This is a genomic window from Methylobacterium jeotgali (assembly GCF_022179345.1).
Taxonomy (GTDB): domain Bacteria; phylum Pseudomonadota; class Alphaproteobacteria; order Rhizobiales; family Beijerinckiaceae; genus Methylobacterium; species Methylobacterium jeotgali.
In genome coordinates, this window is sequence record NZ_BPQR01000040.1 from 1 (window position 1) to 20,018 (window position 20,018).

A 20,018-nucleotide genomic window follows, 5' to 3' on the forward strand; every position below is an offset into this window, starting at 1 on the left:
GGGCGCCGACGTCGGCGCCGGCCACTTCCTATCGGCACCATACTTCCAGACGCTCGACAACCCGACGAACGCGAAGTTCGTCGAGAATTTCCTCAAGAGCAAGTATGGGAAGAACGGCAGCACGCACTACAACATGGAAGAGACTTATCTTTCGGCCTATGTCTTCAAGTACGGCCTCGAAAAGGCCCTCAAGAAGACCGGCAACATCGAGGAGGTCACGTCCCGCATGATCCGCGACGTCAGCGGGGGTGTCCGGGTGGAGGACGACATCTCGCCGGAAGGACTGATCTGGATCGATGGAGACAACTTCAATACCTGGTTGAAGCCGAAGATCGGCCAATGCCAGGCCGACGGCAGCTTCAAGACCGTCTACCAAGCGGCCGAACACGTCGCTCCGGACCCGTACTCGATCTACCCGAGTTCCGGAAAATGCACGGCCGACGGGCTCGTAGGGGCCGACGGCAAGGTGCGCAAGAATGTGATCTGATCATCGACACGCTTCGCCAGCCTCCAGAGAAGCCCTGCTGTGGGGCTGGCAGAGGCCTGATCGGCATCGTTCTTGCCAGTCGAAGTCAAGATACAATCGCGGAGGCATCGTGCCCCACATCGAATTCGCGTCCGTCGTGAATGCGCTGATCCTCGGCCTAAGCATCGCCAGTATTTGGCTGATCGCGGCAATCGGTCTCACGATCATTTACGGAACCGTTGGTGTCATCAACATGGCCCACGGCGAGTTTCTCATGCTCGGCGCCTACACGTCGTACGTGCTGCAAAGCTTCTTCGGATTGCCATTCCTACTTTGCCTTCCAGCCTCGTTCATCGTCGTAGCAGCGATCGGGCTGGTGATCGAAAGGGGCCTGATCCGTTACCTGTACAACCGGCCGCTCGATACGCTTCTCGCGACCTGGGGTGTCTCGCTGGTTCTCATGCAGGGAGTACGGATCCTCTTCGGCAGCGATCCGAAATACGTCTCCGTTCCGGAGATCTTCCAGAGCAACGTCGAATTCGGCTTCGTGAGCCTGTCGGTGTTCCGGATCTTCGTCTTCGGATTCACGGCCGCCGTTGTCGCCGGCACGGTCTATCTCTTCTACCGTACACGGTTCGGTATGCAGGTGCGTGCGGTGATGCAGAACAAGGAGATGGCTGCTTCCTTCGGCATCAACGCAGACCGGGTCTACATGACGACCTTCGCGATCGGAGCCGGCCTCGCAGGCATGGCCGGGTGCCTGTTCGGCGTGCTGGCGATCGTCCTGCCGACGATGGGAACAGCCTATGTGGTCCAAGCCTTCCTCGTGGTCGTCGTGGGCGGCGGAACCTTGGTTGGCAGTGTCGCAGCATCGGGTTTGACCGGTGAGTTGCAGTCCATCTTCGCGATGCTCTCGAACGACACCTTCGCCCGCTTCCTTCTCTACGTGCTCATCGTCGTCTTCCTGCGGTTTCGCCCTCGCGGCCTCTTCGCCGTCGCCAAAGCTCGCCGTTGAGTCCTCCAAGAGATCAGTGCAGATCGATGACCAAGAACCTCTTCCACGACAAGACGGCTCAGTGGACGATCTACGCCGTCTTCTTCCTATGCCTCGCAGCCATCCCCGCCTTTGTCAGTGATGGCTTCCTGCTCAACCAGTTCGCGACCTATGGCGTCTACGCGATGCTGGCTCTGTCGATCAGCCTGTGCTGGGGCTTCGGCGGTATCCTGAATCTTGGTCAGGGCATCGCCTTCGGCTTGGCCGCCTACGGTATGGCCATGACGATGCAAATGCAGTCGCAGGACGCGTCGAACCCGCTTCCGCCATTCATGGCGAATAACAGCCTCGAACAGCTGCCCTTCTTCTGGGAGCCCTTCTGGAATACGGGCTTCGGCATCGTCCTGGCGCTGGTCGTGCCGACGCTGTTCTACGTGATCTTCGGAAGTCTGATGTTCCGTGCCCGCGTCTCGGGACCGTTCATCGCGATCATGACGCTGGCGATGCTCAGCGCGCTCTACACGCTGATCCTCGATATGCAACCTTATACCAACGGCGTGAATGGCATCTCGCCGCCGGCCGCGCTGCACATCTTCGGCACCGACATCGATCCCTACAGCACGAAGGCATACTGGATCGTCTTCGCTCTGCTTCTTCTGACGACCGTCGCCTCGAAACTGCTCACGCAGAGCAAGTTCGGGCTTGTCGTCCAGGCCCTGCGCGGAGACCCGGAGCGCGTGCGCTTCCTTGGTTATAATGTCGCCCTCTACGAGACGGTCATCTACACCATTTCCGGGCTGATCGCCGCGATTGCCGGCTGCCTCTGGGTGATGCTGGTCCAGTATGTGTCGCCGGCGCAGTTCGACGTCACCTTCAGCATCACCATGGTGATCTGGGCCGGCATCGGCGGGCGGCTGTCGTTGCTTGGTGCGATCCTCGGTGCCCTGATGATCCAGGGTGGCCAGAGCTATCTGGGCGACCAGTTCCTCAACACCTGGCTCCTGCTCCTCGGCGGCTTCTTCATCCTGGTCGTCCGCTTCCTGCCGCGCGGATTGGCCGGCCTCCTCGAAAAGGTTCTCGGCATGGTGGCCGATCGGCAGCCCCGGGAATCCGGCCCCATTGCACGTCCCCTTGCGCCGCATCACGCCGTTGGCGCTTCGGAAAAGTGAGGACAAGACGATGGGTATTCTCGAAATCCACAACCTGAACAAGAGCTTCGGCGGCACGCACGTCATCAACGACTTCAGCCTCGACGTGACGGAGCTGACCCTGTGCTGCCTCGTCGGGCCGAACGGTGCCGGCAAGACCACGACGATGGACCTGATCACCGGGCGCCAGAAGCCCACGTCGGGAAGGATCGTCCTGCGCGACGACGACATCACCGGACTGGGCGAACACGAAATTGCCCAACGAGGAATCGGTCGGAAGTTCCAGGTCCCGGCGGTGTTCCGCGAGCTGAGCGTGCGCCAGAACTTCGAGGTCTCGTATTCGCAGGAGGTCAATCCGTTCCGGAACATGTTTCGACGCCAGCCGGCAGGGTTCAAGTCGCGGCTCGACGAGGTCGCGACACTGACCGGGCTGAAGGATCGGCTCCACGTCGAGGCGGGCTTGCTCTCTCACGGCGAGACACAGTGGCTCGAGATCGGCATGGTTCTGATGCAGAACCCGGCTATCCTGCTGCTCGACGAACCCGTTGCCGGGATGACCGAGTCCGAGATCGAGAAAACGATCGTCTTCCTCAATCAACTCAAGAAGAACCACACCCTCATCGTCGTCGAGCACGACATGAGCTTCGTGCGCGAAATCGCCGACGTGGTGACGGTGATGCACATGGGCAGCTTCCTTGCCCAGGGGAAGCTCAGTGAGATCGAGAACAACCCGAAGGTACGGGAAGTCTATCTCGGCGAGCCGGAGATCTGACCGTGTTGCTCTCACTCGGAAACGTCACATCCTACTATGGCAAGACGCCGATCCTGAAGGATATCGGCTTCGATCTGCCAGAAGGGCAATGTCTGTGCGTGCTCGGCCGTAACGGCGTCGGGAAGACGACGCTCCTGCGCACCATCATGGGCCTCACCGATCGGTCGAACGGAGAGATCCGGATCTCGGGCGAGGCGATCGGTCAGGCCCCGACCTACAAACGCGCCAAGTATGGTCTTGGCTACATCCCACAGGGCCGCCAGATCCTACCGTACTTTACGGTCAAGGAGAACATCCTGCTCGGGACGTTCGCGCGGACCGACGGGAAGGAGGAAGTACCGGAGCTCTGCCTGAGCCTCTTCCCGTACCTCGCCCAGAACCTGCATCGGAAGGCTGGTCTGCTGTCCGGCGGTCAGCAACAGCAATTGGCGATCGCACGCGCGCTCGCGACCAACCCGCGCATCCTCCTGCTCGACGAGCCGACGGAAGGCATTCAGCCGAACATCGTCGCCGAGATCGGCCAGACGCTCGGCCGCCTGAACAAGGAATTCGGCATCACGCTCATCCTGACCGAGCAGCACATCAAAGTGGCGCGCAAACTCGGCGATGCCTTCCTGATGATGGAGAACGGTCGCATCGTTGCGCGCGGTCCGATCGGCGAGATGACCGACGACCTGATCAACCGCCACATGACGATCTGAACGAGGGTGCTGTTCCGCTGGAACGGCACCAGCCGGTGATCGGCGGCGCGGCAACGCTGCCGATCACGCGCCCTGGTGTCTTTCACAAAGCCCCCGCCGCGCTGTAATCCTCAGAGCGAGAACGCTCGGCGACCGGGAGTTTTGTGAGGCACTCTTGTACCGATCGGCGATGACTCCGACGCCGCGCCGATGGCCCGCGACCGCGGGGCGACGGGCGTTCGCCGAACGCAGGGAAGCCGATCAGCGGTCGGATTCCCTGCGGCTTGGTCTTACGCCGGTCTTCCCATCTTTGGACCCGTCGGGGCAGCCGCCTTTTGCGGTCCGCCGCGCCGGCTCATCCAGGGTGGCAGGATGAAACGTTCGGTGTTGTAGGGCTCCGGCGCGATCATCGAGAGCGGCTTCCGGTGGTCGTGGATCTGATAGAAGATGTGCGGCATGCCGAGCGACGGGTCGTGGGTCACGACCGGATAGGGCACCGCGGCCTGCCAATCGGGATGATAGCGAATCGTACCGTGCACGCTCCGGTAGATCATGCCCTTGAGCGCCCGTGCGACCTTGCGGTTCTGCTCGAAATCACCGGGAGCCCCCGAACCGCCGGCCATGGCGGCGGCTACAGCGTAGTGGTGCATGTTGCTGTAGGATTGGCACCCGATCGTTGCGCTGGCGCCCTCACCGAAGCGGGCATTGTAGCGGGCCTCGAAGCTCTTCCCGACCTCATCCCTCAGGAGACCGATGACCGAGGACACGATGATGCCGACGCTCGCTTCCTGGGCAATGTCGGCGAAGGTCCGGTGCATCGCGCCGTATTGCAGGTAGACGAGGCAATCGATCGGGTTCTCCATGAACTGCCGCTGGAAATAGGCGAGATCGCCTGCATAGAAATGTGTGTTCGCGACGACGGCCGGATTGGTCGCGCGCACCTCTTCGATGACCTCCCGCCATTGGGTCGTCGGCGTCTGCACGATCTTCGGACCGAAGCAGAGCCGCCAGCCGTAATCGGCCGCCGCGGCCGCCATCGATTGTGCGATGACGATGCTGTACGGCTTCGACCCGGCAATGATGGCTAGGCGGTCGGAACTCGGCGTCCATTGCCCGGTATCTCGAAGCCACGAGATGAACTTGATGAAACCGGGACCGTACCAATAGTCGGCTGGGTCGGCCATGAAACATCCGAAATAGCGCTCCGGATCACTCATCACCGTGTCGTGGTGCTGCAGCAGCGTATTGGCGTGGACGTAGATGATTCCCGCATCGGCAATCGGCTCGTATTCGGAGTTCTGCGGCCCGATATTGTAGCCGCAGACGATTGCATGCACCTGATGCTTCTCGATCAGCTTGCGTGCTGCGCCGACGACCTCCTCGGCAGTCTGGCGGCAGGTATCGGCGAAGATCGGCTGAAACTTGCGCCCGAGCAGGCCGCCCTGGGCGTTCAGTTCTTCGACGGCGAGGATCATTCCCTTCCGGAACTCCGCGCCATCGGCGGCGGATGGCCCGGTCAGCGGGATCATGCTCCCGATCGGGATCGGCGGCAGTTCGACGGACACTCGCTTGGCCCCACGCTGATCGATCATTCGGGCCGGTGGACTTGCCCCGGCTCGAACAGGAGATTGTGCATCAAGACGCGCAGGCGCGGCGGGCTCGCTGGCTTGATCAGAACCGGCAGGCCGGCCCCGCGAATGCCGTCGAGAACCTTCGGTTCGGCATCAGCCGTGACGATGAAGGCGGGTGTCTCCGCTCCGAACGCCTTTCGCAGCTCGCGCACCACCTCGACGCCGGTCCGGCTGGTCAGATTGTAGTCGGCGATGATCAGGCGGACTTGGGTATCAGCCCGTGCCAGCCGCAGGGCTTCGTCCTCGTTCGCAGCCGCGTGGACCTCGATGCCCCATCGCTGGAGCAACTGAGTCATGCTCCGGCGCAGGATATCGTCATCCTCCACAAGAAGAACCGGAACGCCGACGAATTCGCCAGCGACGGTCTCGCTGATTTCGGCGTCCCCGCCTTCGCTGTGCCAGATGTTGCCGAAGGGCACGGTGACCGAGAAGATCGAGCCGTGGCCCGGACGGGATCTTAGGCCCACCGGAAGTTCGAGCAGATTGGCGAGCCGCTTGACGATGTTCAGACCGAGGCCAAGCCCCGTCTTCTCGCTGCGCCGCTCGTCCGTAACACGATAGAACTCATCGAAGACCCGCTCGCGATCGGCGTCCTTGATGCCACGCCCGGTATCGACGATCTCGATCCGCAAGAGCTTTCCCTCCTTGCGGCAGCCGACCACCACACCGCCGACCTCCGTGAAACGGACGGCGTTGGCGACGAAGTTGCTGAGGATGCGCTCGAGCAACGCCCGATCCGTCGCGATCGTATCGCGCGGCGTGACGAAGCGCAGCCGCAGCCCCTTCTCCTCGGCCTGATGCCGAAATTGGATATCGAGGCGTTCGAAGAGCTGAGAGAGTTGGAAACTGGTGACGCGCGGCTTGATCCGCCCCGCGTCGAGCTGTCCGATCTGGAGCAGAGCGCCGAGCAGGTCTTCCATGATGAGCGCCGCAACGCTCATGGCATGCAGCATTTCTGCGCGCGTTTCCTCGTCTGCCTCGCGGATGCAGCTGTAGATGAGGATTTTCAGCGATGCGAGCGGCTGGCGCAGATCGTGGTTGGCGGCCCGCAGGAACCGCGACTTCGCCTCGTCGGTCGCCTCGGCGGCCTCCTTGGCCTCGCGCAACGCCTGCTCGTTCCGCTTCATCCCGGTCACGTCCGAGTAGGTTGCCGACATGCCGCCGTCGCGGGTCGGGCGCTGCGTCACGTTCATGACAAGGCCAGCGGCCAGGATGTAGTCGGCCGATTTCTCCTGCCCGAAATCCGCTATCTCCTCCCGGACCCAAAGGTCCGGATCCGCGAGCACGACCTCCCTGGAATGGGCGAGGCGCCCCATGAAGTCGTCGAAGAGCTCGCCCGAGGTCGGGGTGATGCCGAGCGTGCGCCGCAGCGTCTCGTTGGCATAGGCCAGGCGCCGATCGGCCTGCCAGATCGCGATCCCGCTCGGCAGCGCATCCAGTCCCGCCAGGATTGTCGTGTCCAAAGCGGGACCGAGCTCCACGTCGCGGTCGGCCGCGTCAGCCACGATCCGTCGTCGCCAACGGACCGAAATGCTTGATCGCGTAATGCACCGCTTCGGCGCGATCGCGCATGTTCAGGCCCTTCATGATGTTACCGAGGTGGACGCGGACCGTATGGCTGCTGAGATCGAGTTCGGACGCGATTCTCTTCACCGAGTATCCCTGACCCAGCAAGAGGAGGATGTCCTTCTGGCGATCGGTCAACACGCCTAGGTCGCGCTCGAACGCGGCCCCCTCTGAAGGCTGCTGCCCGTTCGGCGGCGGTGCGGACGAAGCGACAGCGCTGCCGGACCGTTCGATGATGCGCCGAGGGAATGAAACCTCTCCCTCCAGCACCCGCTCGAGGGCGCGTTCGATCTCCTGGCCTCCGGACGATTTCGGGATGTAGCCGATCACGCCGTGCCCGAGCGACCTCATGACGTGGTCCACGTCCTCGTGAACCGAGATCACGACGACCGGAACGTCGGGAAATGATGCGCGAAGGCGGCGGAGCCCATCGAAATCAGAGAAGCCTGGCATGACAAGATCGACGAGCATTAAGTCGACATCAGGATGATCTTCGAGGGTTGCTCGAGCCTCGTCGAACGTTTCGGCCTCGAAGAGCTCGAGAGATGGCCGCAGGCCCCGCAACACTTGTTTCAAAGATTCTCGCACGACCCAGTGATCGTCGGCGATGAGGATTTTCATGCGAGCAGAACCGCCCTGTCTTACACTACGCCTAGCGTGACGGCGGCACCTTCCAGGAACCACCAATCGAACAGCCTTACCCGTAGTGACTGTTTGCTGCCAAGGGGGCGACGGACAGCCCAGATGATCACCCGGGCGAGCTTGACGAGCAAGATGCACGCCAAGTCCCACAGGACATCTAGACGAATTCGCTAACCGTACCGGTGCGGAGTGGCGAGCCTGGATCGGTCTACCGGTGGATTGGCTCGACGACGGCCCTTTGAAAAGTCGGCCCCCTAAAGAGGCGACCGTACTTTGTACGAAAGCAGAGCGAGACCGCGCGCCGCGCTCGGCGGTTCAGTCTCCGGTTTGATCTCTCGGCCGCCTGCGAATCGGCCGCCCCGGCCACGACACCCTGGCTGTACGCGGAGTGAGCCCGCTGCACACATCCTGCGCACGGCTTGCCTGCAAAAGCATCTAGATATAACGTCTAGACTGATTGACGACCCGTCTAAACGAGGCGTAGTTGTTAATACGCAGAGATAAAACAGAAGGGATCGTCTCCTCTGCAAGCAACGGCCGCGCTTTGCTCGGTCGTCCCATGATTGCGCCCCGATTTCGGGGCGACTCAGCCAGGAGGAATGCAATGGAACCGATTCCAAAAAAGGGCACCCCGGAACGTCAACGCCTGATCGACGAGCACAAGGCGTGCATTGATTCCATGAAAGGCGTGGCCGGAAACTCCGTCCTGCTCTGCGCAACACCCGGTGACACGACGGTGGTGACCGGTGGGGTGCATGCGGACCCCGTCCTCAAGCGGGTTTTGCTCCGCATGCGGGGCGAGAGCCCGAAGGGCAAGCTGATCGTCATCTGCACGAAGATTGATGAAGAATGGCGGATCGGCAGGCTGTCGGGAATCCGGGGTGTTCCGCCCGAGTTTGTCAACGACAAGATCTACACTGACGAACAAGAGATTCAGCACGACATATTCTTGATGCGCCTGGACGAACTCTCGGACAGCTACGGCTTCCCGGAAGATTTCCACGAAGGCTGGAAACGCAAGGACGACAACTGGCCGATCACCTGATCCGTCAGCCATCGTCCCTCGCCACCGAAACCGAGTTTGGCCGCGCTTCAGGCCGGCGAAAGCGCGCCGCAAGGAAAATTCGCGCTTCATCGAGGATTGGTCCGATGAGTTATATGAGATTGACCGGATACGCCGATAAATTCGGCGTCCACCCCGGCGATACGATCAAGTTCTATGTCAATTGCAATGGTCCGGCCGAATATAAGGTCGAGATCGTCCAGATCATCAATGGCGATACCAACCCGCGAGGCCCCGGCTACATCGATAAGCCGATCGAGGCGTCGGTAAACGGGACCTATAAGGGCCGGGCGCAGATCATCCACGGCGGTTCGTACGGCTACGTGCCGGATGCCAAAGCGTTCCACGTCGAGAGCTTCACGCTCCAGTGCTGGATCTGGCCGACGGCGCCCAAGACCCATCCGCGCTACTGGAAGCATGGCGCCCAGGGTCTCGTCACCAAGTGGTCGGAGGATTGCGGCTACGGTCTCTTCATCAACGAAGACGGCTGCCTCGAACTCCGCATCAACGAGCACCGGATCACTACCGGCGTGCCGGTTCGTGATCATGCCTGGCATTTCTGCGCGGCCACCTTCGATGCTGCGACCGGTGATATCGTCCTCTATCACGAGCCGCAGGTTGTCTACGCGCTCGACCCAGAGATCGCGCCGGTCGAGACCAACCTAAAGGTCGCCATCGCCCACGCTCCGGTCCCGGCCGCGCTCGCGGCCTATGTCGAGAAGCTGGCGCCGGAGGATCCGCTCGCCCGGTCCTCCAAGCCGGCCGGCGTGGTGTTCGCCGGCAAGTACAATGGCAAGATCGACAGCCCCCGCATCTGCAATCGTGCACTGTCGCGGGCCGAGATCGAGATGATGAAGGCCGGTGCGCAGCCGGGCCTCACCGAGCGCCGCAACAGCGGCCCGACAGGTAAGCTCTCCGAGTGCATCGTCGCCGCCTGGAACTTCTCTTCCGGCATCGATACCTTGGTCTGCAAGGACGAGGGCCCTTATCGCTTCGACGCGATCCTGGTGAACTGCCCGAACCGGGGCATGACCGGCTACAACTGGTCGGGCCAGAACTTCGACTGGAAGCACGCTCCGCAGGAATACGGTGCGATCAGCTTCCACGACGACGACGTCGATGACGCTCGCTGGTTCTCCGACTTTGAATGGACGGTTCCCGAGACCGGTGTGAAGAGCCGCTTCTACGGCGCCAAGTTGACGACGGCGGACGGTGACGAGGACTTCATCCCATTCTGGGTGGTCCCCCGCGTCGGCCAGGAGACGGCCAAGATCGCCGTCATGGTCCCGACCATCAGCTACATGGCCTATGCGAACGAGCACGTGGCCTGCAACGCCGGTGGCGCCGAGCTGTTCGTCTATCGCGTGCCGATCATGCAGGAGCAGAACATGTTCCTGTCCGAGCACCGCGAGTACGGCGGCTCGATCTACGACACCCACACAGACGGCACCGGTATCTCGATCTCGTCGCGCCTGCGGCCGATCCTGTCGATCCGTCCGAAATACGATCACTTCCTGGCGCAAGCGCCGTGGCAGTACCCGGCCGATCTCCACCTCATCTACTGGCTGGAGACGATGGGTTACGACTACGACGTCTTCACCGACGAAGACATCACCTATGACGGGCTGGCCCGGATCGAGAACTACAACGTCATCATCACCGGCTCGCATCCGGAACACAATTCCGGCGCTCAGCTCGATGCGCTCCACAACTATACACAGCGCGGCGGTCGCCTGATGTATATGGGCGCGGACGCTTGGTACTGGGTCCACTCCTACCATCCCGGCTATGCCGAGAAGGGCCGCGGCATCGTCACCGAGATGCGCCGCTGCGAATCCGGCATCCGGACATGGCGCGCGGATCCTGGCGAGTACTACCACCAGGGCACCGGCGAACTCGGCGGCATGTGGCGCTTCCGTGGGCGTTACCTTCACTCCGTCGCGGGTGTCGGCATGTCGTCGGAAGGCTTTGACGTCTCGTCCTACTTCTCGCGGACGCCGGACAGTCTCGACGAGCGCGTGGCCTGGGCTTTCGAGGGCATCGGCTACGACGAGAAGCTCGGCAATTTCGGTCTCGTCGGCGGCGGTGCTGCCGGTCTCGAGCTCGACATCGTCGATACCATGCTCGGCTCGCCGCCCCATACGCTGGCTGTCGCGACTTCGGCGGGTCGGCACACCGAAGCCTACCTCCTCGTCATGGAGGATTTCGGCTTCAACCAGCAGGGCCTCGACGGCACGACGCATCCGCGCGTGCGTGGCGATATCGCCTTTCACGAGACCCCGAACGGCGGGGGCTGCTTCGCCTTCTCGTCGATTGCGTTCTGCGGCTCGCTGCCCTGGAACAACTGCGACAACAACATCTCGCGGCTCGTGAAGAACGTGCTCGACCGCTTCTCGATGGACGGGCCGCTGCCCGCTCCGCCGGCGAGCGCGATCAAGCATCGCGGCCGCGCGGACTACGATCCGAGCCCGATCGAGCATCAAAGCCGCAAAGCCCGAGGCGAGCCGCTTCCGGCCTGATCCCGACAATCGATCTCCGAGCCCTCTCATGAGAGCCCGGAGTGAGGACGGGAGGTGCGCAAGCCCCGCACGCCTCCCGTCCAACCACTCTTGCCAGCGCTGTCCTCCGGATGCCCGTTCCAGGAACGCCGATGTCTGTCAGATCGCTCACGGCTGCCCGTCCCACCCTGCCCGCCGCCGGCTTCCTTACGGACCGCCCCGATCTCGGTCATGCCGCGGAAGGTTGGGACCTCGCCGATCCCGCCTTTTTCGCTGAAGCGCTCGACCCGGTCGAGCCGCGCCATCTTCCGCCGACGGCCTATCGCTCGCTCGCCTTCGCCAACCTGGAAGACGATGCCGTCTGGACACGGAACTGGGTGTGCATCGGGACGCAGCAGGAAATCCCGAAGACGAGCGATCTACTGCCCTTCACGGTCGGACATCACGGCGTTCACGTTCAGCGACGTGCCGACGGCGGTCTCGTCGGGCGCTTCAACAAGGCCCAGCATGGAGGCTGCCGCGCGGTGCCGCTTCAGTGCCAGACCGGTACCAAGACACGCTGCTCCTTCACCGCCTGCGGCTATAGCCGCGACGGCCTGCCCCTCTCGGCCGCCCCGGACGGCGGCCCGACGCCGGCCATGCACCAGTATCTCGGCCTGCGTCCCGAACGGCTGCTTCCCATCGCCGTGCGGACCTCCGGGTCGATGATCTTCGTCCACTTGGATGCCGGCACCATGTCGGAGCCGCTCGAGAACCTCGCCTTCGAGGATGAAACGTCCGGCCCCGTTGGAACGGCACAGACCTTCCGCCGTGAGTACCCGGTCAACTGGAAGCTTCTTCTGGGCGCGCTCGCAGCCGGCGAAGTCGCCTTGCCGACGAGCGACAGCATCTGGCTGACGACTACTCTGAAGGACGGCAGTGCGGCCGAGGTACGGATGCTGTTTCCGAACCTGATCCTGTTTTCGGCGCGCGGAGAGACGTGTGGCGTCATCGTGCAACCCACTGCTCTCGGCGAAACCCTGTGCCGGATCGCCTTGTTCGGAAACCGGGCACGCAGCGCAGGCGACTGGCTTGCCGAATTCGATGCGCGCGCCCGGTACGCCACCGAGCTTCAACGAGACCTCGACATTCGGGAGACCCGTCCTGCCGCCCGACCTCCTCTTCCCAACGCGGCCGAGCGCTGGCTCCACAGGCGGCTCGCTGCTGCAGTCAAGGCACGACCCCGCCACGACACGACCGAACCTCTCTACGCGACGGCACTAGGCAGAAGGCGCTGAGCCCATGAGCATGTCATCCGCACAGCCACTCCCGACTCCCTCCGCCGACGGAGACCTCGCGAAGGCCATCGAGGCGTTTCGCGCCGGCTCCTACACGGAGTCCCTCTCGCAGTTGCGGCCCCTGGCCGAGGCAGGCGTCGCCGAGGCACAGGCATGGCTCGGGGCGCATTACGCCAACGGCTTCGGCGTGGAGTCGTCCCTGCCCGAGGCATTCGACTGGTACCGGCGTGCGGCCGAACAAGGCAACATCGCTGCCGCGACCAATGTCGGTGCAATGCTCGCCATGGGGCAGGGCGTTGCGCAGGATCGCGGAGAGGGCGCGCGATGGCTCGACCGTGCTGCCTCCGGCGGTGACGTGATGGCCCAGTACAACCTCGCGACGATGCTGTCGAAGGGCGATGGCCTGCCGGCGGACCCGGCACGCGCTGCCTCGCTGTATCGGTCTGCCGCTGAGGCCGGCCACTATCCTGCTCAGGCGCGCCTCGGGCATCTCTACGCGAATGGCATTGGCGTCGAGAAGGACCGGGTCGAGGCCTTCGCCTGGCTTTCGCTGGCCGCCCAGCACGGCGTCGGCACGGCGCTCAACGCCCTCGAAGCCGTGATCAAGGAGATGTCGGCCGAAGAGAAGCGCGCGGGCATGACGCGCTCGCAGAGCCGTCGCATCGGTCCGGTCGATGCCCGCATCAATCCGATCCCGGGGTGAGCCAATGGTCTACAGCGTCCAGCAGATCAAGTTCGAATTCGTCAGTTACGTCAAAGAATTCGGGGCCGATTTTCGCGAGTGGTCGATCGGCGTTGCGGATGACGCCCGTCACGCGCTGTTCCGCGAGAATGGCGTCGACGAGGCTGGGGACGTCTGGCTCTGGAAGCCGGCGCTCACTCCCGCAGCCGCTGCCATGATTCGGTCATGGCTGGTCGATCGTCACGGGGTCACGAATGTCTCTGCCGAGGCCTCGGGCGCCGAGATCTTTCTGTTTAAACGGCACAGCGCGCAAAGTTAACACGCGGCTAAAGGATGAGCACGACCTCACGGTCGGGCTGGGCACGCTGTGGGCCTTCCTCGGCGCGCGCGATCTCGCGTACAAAGAAAAGACAGCTCACTCCACGGAGCAGGGCCGCCCGGACGTGAAGGCTGCCCGCGAGGGGCGGTTCACCATGTTGGAGGAACGCGGAAAGCTGCTTTATCGTATTGGTGTACGATTCTCTGGTCGATTCGGACTTGCCCCTGCGCTCGGCCTCTCGCCACCATGCCTCGACGAGTTCGATTAACCCCACAGTCTTCGCCGGCGGGGGCGCAGAAGGAATAGTAGTGGGCGTGGTTGCTTTTTCGGGTTCGCCACGAGCCAGAGCAGCGAGCGTGAGGCTCGCGCATTGGACCTGCGCGGCAATGGCTTTGGCGACGCGCAGGACGCTCTCTTCGTCCGCCTCGATATCGCGCAGGGCGAGGACTGTCTCCGCATGATCGCGACACCACGCTTCCAGCTCCTCGACCTTCTCAGCCTGAAGGAAATCGAGGGTGGCGCGTACGGCCAAGCCTCCATCCGTGCGGCTCTCGGTGCGTTCCAAAGTCGGACAGCAGAGATGCCGGTATAGGTCCGTGGACCAGAAGCGCTGCCGGCTCGGGTTCTCGCGATGCAGGTTCAGCCAATGCCCATACATCCTGTGCGCGCGTTCGGCGGCTTCGCGTTCGCTTAGGCTGGAAGGATCGTCTCACCCGCTCTACCGGGACCGCATTGGACAGCACGCCATCTGGATCAACGACCAGTTCCGCGTCTGCTTCGTCTGGACCGACGCCGGCCCGGAGCGGGTCGCGAGATAACCGACTACCACTAGGAGGCCGACGTGACGGACGATCTGGAGATCATCGCGACCCTGCCGCCCCTCCACTCTGGCGAGGTTCTGCGCGAGGAGTACCTTGTGGCGCTCGGCCTCTCGGCCGGGGCGGTCGCGAAGGCCTGCGGCGTGCCCCGCACCCGCATCGAGCGGATCATGCGCGAGGAGATGGGCGTCACCGCCGACACCGCCCTCCGGCTGGGCCGCTACTTCCGCACCTCCCCGGACCTGTGGCTCAACCTTCAGCAGCGGTTCGAGCTCGAAACCGCTCGAGCGGCGGTCGGTGCCGAAGTCGAGGCGATCGAGCCGGTGCTAGAGGCGGCCTAACGGCCCTCGCTGAGCGAGGGGAGCGCCGTGAAGCGCTCCCCTTTCAACCTGCCTCGGCGACTTGCAACCGCTCGAGGCCGAGGCGATCGAGCGGGCGAAGGCAGCCGCGTGAGCATGCCATGCGCCTGCAGAGGTCTGGCCCTATGTCAGATCATGGGTTCGTCCAGCTGCCGAGGTTGTTGTCATAGACGATGTTGTTAGTGCTCTGCTGCGCGTGCTGACACCCACGCGAGATGTTGCCCGACATAATGACGTTATTCGCCGAGCCGCGAACGACGACGTTGTAGGTCCCGCCGGGATAACCATCTCCGATCCCAGCCAGATCGTGATAAAATCGGCATGAATTGATGATGACGTATCCACCGTAGCAGTCGATGCAGTTTGCATCCCCAAACAACCCAACGGCTGCAAATGTGACGCCAACGAAGCTGATGTCAGTTGCTCCATTGACAACCAAAACTCCCGGACCGGAGTGGCTATTCACCCATCCGCTGACCAAGGTGATATCCTTACAGCCGCCGCCGATACGAAGACCGGGATAGGGAATATGATTCGGGTTGTGCCCTGGCTTATCAGCCGTCGGAACATGCACGCCAGAACCGGCAAACCAACACTGAGAGAACCGGATCGCGTTGGAGTTTTCCAGCAAGGAACCTTGCTCATGGCTGTCGAACATGGAGTTCGAGAAGGTCATAAACTGGGGACGGCGACCGTGGACGTTAGCTACCGAGTCGGTGATGAGACCGTATCGTCCTCCGAGGCAGTTCACATGATCAAGGTTGAAGCCCTCACAGTTGTTAATGCATCGAACCGAACCGTATTGAGCCCAATCCGTAGTGTTATAGCACTCCAGACGCCCCTGCACAAAGAAGTTGTCAATGGCCCCCTTGTAGCTTCCATCCGGGTTCTGTGTTGTCAGGCCCTCGTTTAGGATACCACCCATGCGATACATATTGCCGATGAAATTCAGGATGAGGTTATTGTTCCCACCATAGGCGTAGAAGAACACACCACACATATAGCCGCCGATGTTGTAATAGTTACCATTGTTCCCGCAAATCTTGAAGCAGGTTGCATCGAACGATGCTGGGGCATCCGCGTCTTCGTCGGCGAAAGCGACGCTGAAGTCCGACGCCGTCGCGAAGAGGGTGCTGGGCCCGACGTAGACGGCAGGGGCGTTCATCGTGGCGCGAAGCCACGTGATGTTCCGACCCGCACCCTTGAGGTGTACGCCACTGGGGATCGTGAGTGTGTTGCTGATGACGATGCGCCCAGGGGGTAGGACAGCTATTCCGCCAGCCCAGCCACGAGCCTGGATCAGCGATCCGAGGAAGCTGAGGGCCGCATTGATCTTTCCGGACTGGTCAGTCCCGTCTGCGCGGACACCAAATTTGGCATACAGATCAATGTAGGCAGGGCCACCACTCGGGGTGAAATTCGCGCTGTCCCACGGCACCGCCCCCGCAAAGGTCGGACGCTGGCTCAGCGCCATGACATCGTTGGTGTCTATACGGATCGGCACGGAGTTTCTGTCGAAGCTGTAGAGGTAGAAGTCCTTCGTGCCGTCGATGTTGAGGTCCTGGCCGATCTGGTAATTGCCGACGATGATTGAGGCGCGCTTTGACCCTGAGGGATGGTTCGAGGCATTCGCAACGAACCCGACCGTGCCGATGGTCGTCGTGTCGCCGGCCCCGAGCGCGCCGGTCATCGTATCGCCGGTCTTGAGGACGAACTGCGAGGTGTCGGCTGCCGTGCTGGATGCGGAGTGCGGAGCCGCCTCGCCCGTGAGACCACCCCCGTCAGGGGTGCCCTGAAGGCCCATTGAGCTGTACTCGCCTTCGGGCCCGGCCGATTCGGTGAAGAACCTGGGCGCGCTGCGTCCGGTGCTGATTGCTTCCATGTCGGTCCCCTTGTGAGATGCTGGAGAAGTGCACGACCCTGCCGAGGAATGGCGCGACGCGGCGACCATCCTTTTATTCGGCTAGATCTGTGCAGTATTCGCCGGATGCAGTGCTCAGCATTCCGACGTATGGCACGGCCACCGTCGTGATGGTCGGCGTCTTTGATCTCGCCGCCTAACTATGAAGCTCACTAACGTCTTGAAAAAACCGCAACGGCGGCTTCAAGGCGATCGAGACCGAAGAGATATGTCAGCCATTACTATGGGATCATCGGCATCGGCATGGATGATCTGCCGACATGATTGGGCCGCCCTATCCGTGGCACAGCGATGGGCTGATCACGCGATAGCGTTCCACCCCCTGCTTGCGGCAGCGTCCTCGTCGCCCCGCGCGACCGGGTACCGCGGCGAGCGTACGCTCGAGCCACACCAGCAGCGATAACGCTTGTCCCGGATCAAGCAGATTGAGCGAGGGCAAGCTGGGCCGAAGGGCCGTTACGATGTCCTGTCCCATGATCCGCCGCCTTCATCACCCAGTTGCGCCATGTCGCCTGCCAGTCGCGCTTCCTCCCATCGGCGCCGGATCGGGCGAACCGGTAGTTGCGGAACTTCTCGCGCTCCCGGCGCGCCACCTCGTCGGAGCCAAGCTCGTCGATGGCGAAGGCTGCGTTATCGGGGGTCGGCTTCCAGTCCTGCAGCAGGAAGGTGCCCCTATCGGACCGGATGGCCCCCTTGGGGAAGAAGCCCTTTAGGGGCCGAAGGAGGTGGACTCTCACTAGGAAAAACTGAGCCGGCCTCGGCGGCATCGCCGTCCGTGACGTCACGTGAGAGGTCGCGCTCCGCAGGCCAGTCGAGTTCTTCTCGCATGACGCGAACGATCGCTGCCTCCGTCAGGGCCCTCCGTGCGGTCTCAGGCATGGGGGTGCTCCTGGGCGAGGAGAGCTTCGAGAGGGGTGTAGACCAAAGCGAGTGGCGCGGTCGGAAGACCCCAGGCGTCACCGAGGTCGTGATCTCCGACTGTGATAGTGGCGCAGTTGTGCGGCTTGCCGTCCTTCACTCCGCCGACATCAAGGCAGATGACGGCGCCCGGCAACGCCCGCTTGACCAGCGCGACCACGGCGTCGATGGACGAGGTGGTCGGGCGCAGGGCCGGCGGCAAGGCGCTCTAGGCGCTTCACCAGGGCATCGGCTGCGCGCCCCTCACGCTCGGCGGTCATGTACGCGCCGCGGGCTCGGTGCTGTGTGCGCTTACCGAACAGCAATTCGCTGACGGAGACCGAGGGGTTGGCGCTGTACGCGAGCGGGTTGTTGGCCATCGGTTGCTCCGCCGCCTCGGTGTGAGACGATGGGGGGAAGCTACCGAAATATCGGTAGCTATGTCAACCGGTAAATTGGTTCTGCTCTACCGGATCGGTGATTTTCGGTAGGCTTTGAGGCGTGACTATGTCTGTTGATGCCGGCTCTTATCCCCATGTGATTGTGATGTTATCGGATGCCCGAGCGCCATTCGGCTTGGCGCTTTGGCGGAGTGGGGAATGAGAAGCCTCAGAAGCATTTGGTTCGCGCCGGCACTGGTCGCACACCTCTCGGTCCTAGAAGGTGCCGCCTATGCTGTGGAGGAGATGCGAGGGGCTGAATGTAAGCCAATCCAATCACCGAAAGCCCGCCTTGCTTGCTTTGATAAAGCGCTCGCAAGCGAAACTAAAATCGAAAAAGGGCCAATATTAGGCCCATCTCAGATTGATATCGAGAAAATATTGGGTTCAAGCTGCAACGTAAAAGAGATAATCCAATCTATCTCTAAAGCAGTCAAACCTAAGGATCAATTTGAGAGCACCAAAGAATTTGAAACAAGGCGCACTGCGCAAATAAAGGCCGCAGGCATCGCTACAAGTGATGTTATCTGTGAGGGAACCCAACCGCACCTCTTGAGCTATAATACAGATACGAAAGAGGTCCGGATGTATATTATGGGTCCAAAAATGCAACACGAAACCTATGATATGGGCAGTTATGTAGGATCAAACGCGTATGGAGCCTCGACGAATGTTAAGAAGCAATACGAAGAACGTTGGGAGTTAAAGATCCCATACATGAAGTCAGAGGCATACGCATCTATGTCCCCTGAAAAAGCAAAGAATGAATTTCAGAGCCTTAGATTGGCCGTTGTCGGTGACTTGGTCGAACCGTTCTCAACTGAAGATAACGGAACTAGCTCACCCACTCTAACTATGCCTTATGAGAAGTCATGGCGTACGAACTACTTGCACTACATACCAAAGCTGTACGTATTGTACAACGCCGATACTAAGCAAATGATATGGGAAGGCAAGATTGTTGCCTGCAAAGAATACAGCTGGGATGAAAAAAAAGACGCTCAAGTTTGGTAAATGCTAGGCGCTTAAAGTCTCGACAATCTTGCGGCCACGCGACCAATAATTCTAACACCCCCGGTTAATTGAAGGATGACTGGCCGATAGTTGGAATTCCTCGAACTGCAAATGATACTAGGAGTTTCTGAGCCTCGTAGTATCTCGACCTGCTTAATGATGACTCCGTCGCCGTCCCACACGGCGAAAATGCCACCCTGTCGAGGGTCGGTATCCTTCCTATCAATTATAACGCGATCACCAGAAGTGAGGGCCCTAGCAGTTCCATCGTCCATCGAGTCGCCGCGAACCGGGATAATGTCCGCCAAGCCATAAGACAGGCCCAACTCCCGCTCCACATAAGCCGTGGGTAAGCCCCAGTGAGCTATGGGCTGGTGGCCGGCAACATCACCGTCCTGCCAGGCAGCGTCGTCAATTCCACCCCCATATGAAGCGCCTGCTCTTACGTCGTACTCAGGCAGCGACCTGCGCGAGATTCCGCTGGCGCTCGGCGTCGAGGAGCGAACAGGCTTTGTCGAGCTAGGGCTTCCACCGTCTCGCTCAACGCTTTCGCCTAAGAGCCATTCGGGAGAGACGCCACACGCGCGGGCGATCTCGTAGAGCTTGCGGGGCCTGCCACCCTTCGCTTCGATATCCGCGATGCCTTGCTGAGACATGCCAACCCTCTCTGCCAACTGGGTCTGCGAGAGGCCAGCAGCTTCGCGAGCGGATTTCAATCGGTGGCCGAGATGCTCCATGGCTTCAGCTAGCCGCGACCGATCCAACCATACCAACCGACAAAGCGGTTGTTTATACCGCAAGATCGGTATATCGATTGCGAACGAGCCCTAA

The 20,018-nt window shown here is 61.7% G+C and carries 20 protein-coding genes and 2 pseudogenes; 15 read left to right on the forward strand and 7 right to left on the reverse strand.

What is annotated here, in order from left to right; genetic code table 11:
- The 5 genes from MFF04_RS11985 to urtE form a co-directional block, all read left to right on the forward strand.
- A partial coding sequence (locus MFF04_RS11985) for a transporter substrate-binding protein (RefSeq protein ID WP_238276057.1) occupies positions 1–487 on the forward strand: 487 nt, incomplete at its 5' end.
- Positions 488–596: 109 nt separating this feature from the next.
- Complete coding sequence (gene urtB / locus MFF04_RS11990; RefSeq protein WP_373320029.1) at positions 597–1,481, forward strand: urea ABC transporter permease subunit UrtB; 885 nt, start codon at positions 597–599, stop codon at positions 1,479–1,481.
- 26 nt (positions 1,482–1,507) lie between these two features.
- Positions 1,508–2,629 (forward strand): urea ABC transporter permease subunit UrtC, encoded by a 1,122-nt coding sequence (urtC, locus tag MFF04_RS11995; RefSeq protein ID WP_238276059.1) that lies wholly within the window; start codon positions 1,508–1,510, stop codon positions 2,627–2,629.
- Between the two features lie 10 nt (positions 2,630–2,639).
- Entirely contained in the window at positions 2,640–3,380 is a 741-nt protein-coding gene (urtD, locus tag MFF04_RS12000; protein WP_238276106.1) for an urea ABC transporter ATP-binding protein UrtD, read from the forward strand.
- Between the two features lie 2 nt (positions 3,381–3,382).
- A complete protein-coding gene (urtE, locus tag MFF04_RS12005) occupies positions 3,383–4,081 on the forward strand; it encodes an urea ABC transporter ATP-binding subunit UrtE (RefSeq protein ID WP_238276061.1) in 699 nt (232 codons plus the stop codon).
- 269 nt (positions 4,082–4,350) lie between these two features.
- On the opposite strand, the gene MFF04_RS12010 is transcribed toward urtE, so the two are convergent.
- Genes MFF04_RS12010 through MFF04_RS12020 form a run of 3 tightly spaced genes read right to left on the reverse strand, consistent with a single transcriptional unit; the run spans position 4,351 to position 7,878 of the window.
- On the reverse strand, positions 4,351–5,652 hold the full coding sequence (locus MFF04_RS12010; protein ID WP_283206369.1) for an ABC transporter substrate-binding protein: 1,302 nt from the start codon (positions 5,650–5,652) through the stop codon (positions 4,351–4,353).
- Positions 5,649–7,196 carry a hybrid sensor histidine kinase/response regulator gene (locus MFF04_RS12015; RefSeq protein ID WP_238276064.1) on the reverse strand — a complete coding sequence of 516 codons (1,548 nt, stop codon included), beginning with the start codon at positions 7,194–7,196 and terminating at the stop codon, positions 5,649–5,651. Before MFF04_RS12015 ends, MFF04_RS12010 begins: the two co-directional genes overlap by 4 nt.
- Positions 7,189–7,878 carry a response regulator gene (locus tag MFF04_RS12020; protein ID WP_238276066.1) on the reverse strand — a complete coding sequence of 230 codons (690 nt, stop codon included), beginning with the start codon at positions 7,876–7,878 and terminating at the stop codon, positions 7,189–7,191. The genes MFF04_RS12015 and MFF04_RS12020 overlap by 8 nt, the downstream gene beginning before the upstream one ends.
- A gap of 625 nt (positions 7,879–8,503) precedes the next feature.
- Between MFF04_RS12020 and MFF04_RS12025 the strand changes: the two genes are divergently transcribed.
- The 9 genes and pseudogenes from MFF04_RS12025 to MFF04_RS12065 all read left to right on the forward strand — a co-directional run bounded on the left by MFF04_RS12025 (position 8,504) and on the right by MFF04_RS12065 (position 14,897).
- Complete coding sequence (locus MFF04_RS12025; RefSeq protein ID WP_238276068.1) at positions 8,504–8,944, forward strand: N,N-dimethylformamidase alpha subunit family protein; 441 nt, start codon at positions 8,504–8,506, stop codon at positions 8,942–8,944.
- Between the two features lie 113 nt (positions 8,945–9,057).
- Complete coding sequence (locus tag MFF04_RS12030) at positions 9,058–11,481, forward strand: N,N-dimethylformamidase beta subunit family domain-containing protein (protein WP_238276107.1); 2,424 nt, start codon at positions 9,058–9,060, stop codon at positions 11,479–11,481.
- 131 nt (positions 11,482–11,612) lie between these two features.
- The gene (locus MFF04_RS12035; RefSeq protein WP_238276070.1) at positions 11,613–12,737 is read left to right on the forward strand and encodes a hypothetical protein; all 1,125 of its coding nucleotides are present in this window, start codon (positions 11,613–11,615) and stop codon (positions 12,735–12,737) included.
- 4 nt (positions 12,738–12,741) lie between these two features.
- Positions 12,742–13,440: a tetratricopeptide repeat protein gene (locus MFF04_RS12040; protein ID WP_238276072.1), complete on the forward strand. Its 699-nt coding sequence runs from the start codon at positions 12,742–12,744 to the stop codon at positions 13,438–13,440.
- A gap of 4 nt (positions 13,441–13,444) precedes the next feature.
- On the forward strand, positions 13,445–13,738 hold the full coding sequence (locus MFF04_RS12045) for a hypothetical protein (protein ID WP_238276074.1): 294 nt from the start codon (positions 13,445–13,447) through the stop codon (positions 13,736–13,738).
- A gap of 4 nt (positions 13,739–13,742) precedes the next feature.
- A pseudogene (locus tag MFF04_RS12050) lies at positions 13,743–13,889 on the forward strand (IS630 family transposase); the annotation flags it as partial.
- A 219-nt stretch (positions 13,890–14,108) separates the two neighbouring features.
- Entirely contained in the window at positions 14,109–14,330 is a 222-nt protein-coding gene (locus tag MFF04_RS12055; RefSeq protein WP_238276076.1) for a hypothetical protein, read from the forward strand.
- A 124-nt stretch (positions 14,331–14,454) separates the two neighbouring features.
- A pseudogene (locus MFF04_RS12060) lies at positions 14,455–14,570 on the forward strand (type II toxin-antitoxin system RelE/ParE family toxin); the annotation flags it as partial.
- A gap of 9 nt (positions 14,571–14,579) precedes the next feature.
- Positions 14,580–14,897, forward strand: coding sequence for a HigA family addiction module antitoxin (locus MFF04_RS12065; protein ID WP_238276078.1), 318 nt, complete (start codon positions 14,580–14,582; stop codon positions 14,895–14,897).
- A gap of 151 nt (positions 14,898–15,048) precedes the next feature.
- Here the strand turns inward: MFF04_RS12065 and MFF04_RS12070 are convergent, their stop codons facing one another.
- The 3 genes from MFF04_RS12070 to MFF04_RS12080 form a co-directional block, all read right to left on the reverse strand.
- Complete coding sequence (locus MFF04_RS12070; protein ID WP_238276080.1) at positions 15,049–16,797, reverse strand: pectate lyase family protein; 1,749 nt, start codon at positions 16,795–16,797, stop codon at positions 15,049–15,051.
- A 455-nt stretch (positions 16,798–17,252) separates the two neighbouring features.
- Entirely contained in the window at positions 17,253–17,621 is a 369-nt protein-coding gene (locus MFF04_RS12075) for a hypothetical protein (RefSeq protein WP_238276082.1), read from the reverse strand.
- Positions 17,622–17,864: 243 nt separating this feature from the next.
- Complete coding sequence (locus tag MFF04_RS12080) at positions 17,865–18,113, reverse strand: hypothetical protein (RefSeq protein WP_238276084.1); 249 nt, start codon at positions 18,111–18,113, stop codon at positions 17,865–17,867.
- Positions 18,114–18,332: 219 nt separating this feature from the next.
- On the opposite strand from MFF04_RS12080, the gene MFF04_RS12085 reads away from it, so the two are divergent.
- Positions 18,333–19,187 carry a hypothetical protein gene (locus MFF04_RS12085; RefSeq protein WP_238276086.1) on the forward strand — a complete coding sequence of 285 codons (855 nt, stop codon included), beginning with the start codon at positions 18,333–18,335 and terminating at the stop codon, positions 19,185–19,187.
- 11 nt (positions 19,188–19,198) lie between these two features.
- Here the strand turns inward: MFF04_RS12085 and MFF04_RS22030 are convergent, their stop codons facing one another.
- Positions 19,199–19,924 (reverse strand): XRE family transcriptional regulator, encoded by a 726-nt coding sequence (locus tag MFF04_RS22030; protein ID WP_353744524.1) that lies wholly within the window; start codon positions 19,922–19,924, stop codon positions 19,199–19,201.
- Positions 19,925–20,018: the final 94 nt, after the last annotated feature.

Excerpts from the sequence above, each read along its gene's own strand:
- urtC (WP_238276059.1), top strand. The coding sequence starts at position 1,508 with ATGACCAAGAACCTCTTCCACGACAAGACGGCTCAGTGGACGATCTAC.
- urtD (WP_238276106.1), top strand. The coding sequence starts at position 2,640 with ATGGGTATTCTCGAAATCCACAACCTGAACAAGAGCTTCGGCGGCACG.
- MFF04_RS12010 (WP_283206369.1), bottom strand. The coding sequence starts at position 5,652 with ATGATCGATCAGCGTGGGGCCAAGCGAGTGTCCGTCGAACTGCCGCCG.
- MFF04_RS12020 (WP_238276066.1), bottom strand. The coding sequence starts at position 7,878 with ATGAAAATCCTCATCGCCGACGATCACTGGGTCGTGCGAGAATCTTTG.
- MFF04_RS12025 (WP_238276068.1), top strand. The coding sequence starts at position 8,504 with ATGGAACCGATTCCAAAAAAGGGCACCCCGGAACGTCAACGCCTGATC.
- MFF04_RS12030 (WP_238276107.1), top strand. The coding sequence starts at position 9,058 with ATGAGATTGACCGGATACGCCGATAAATTCGGCGTCCACCCCGGCGAT.
- MFF04_RS12035 (WP_238276070.1), top strand. The coding sequence starts at position 11,613 with ATGTCTGTCAGATCGCTCACGGCTGCCCGTCCCACCCTGCCCGCCGCC.
- MFF04_RS12040 (WP_238276072.1), top strand. The coding sequence starts at position 12,742 with ATGAGCATGTCATCCGCACAGCCACTCCCGACTCCCTCCGCCGACGGA.
- MFF04_RS12045 (WP_238276074.1), top strand. The coding sequence starts at position 13,445 with ATGGTCTACAGCGTCCAGCAGATCAAGTTCGAATTCGTCAGTTACGTC.
- MFF04_RS12070 (WP_238276080.1), bottom strand. The coding sequence starts at position 16,797 with ATGGAAGCAATCAGCACCGGACGCAGCGCGCCCAGGTTCTTCACCGAA.
- MFF04_RS12080 (WP_238276084.1), bottom strand. The coding sequence starts at position 18,113 with ATGGCCAACAACCCGCTCGCGTACAGCGCCAACCCCTCGGTCTCCGTC.
- MFF04_RS12085 (WP_238276086.1), top strand. The coding sequence starts at position 18,333 with ATGAGAAGCCTCAGAAGCATTTGGTTCGCGCCGGCACTGGTCGCACAC.
- MFF04_RS22030 (WP_353744524.1), bottom strand. The coding sequence starts at position 19,924 with ATGGAGCATCTCGGCCACCGATTGAAATCCGCTCGCGAAGCTGCTGGC.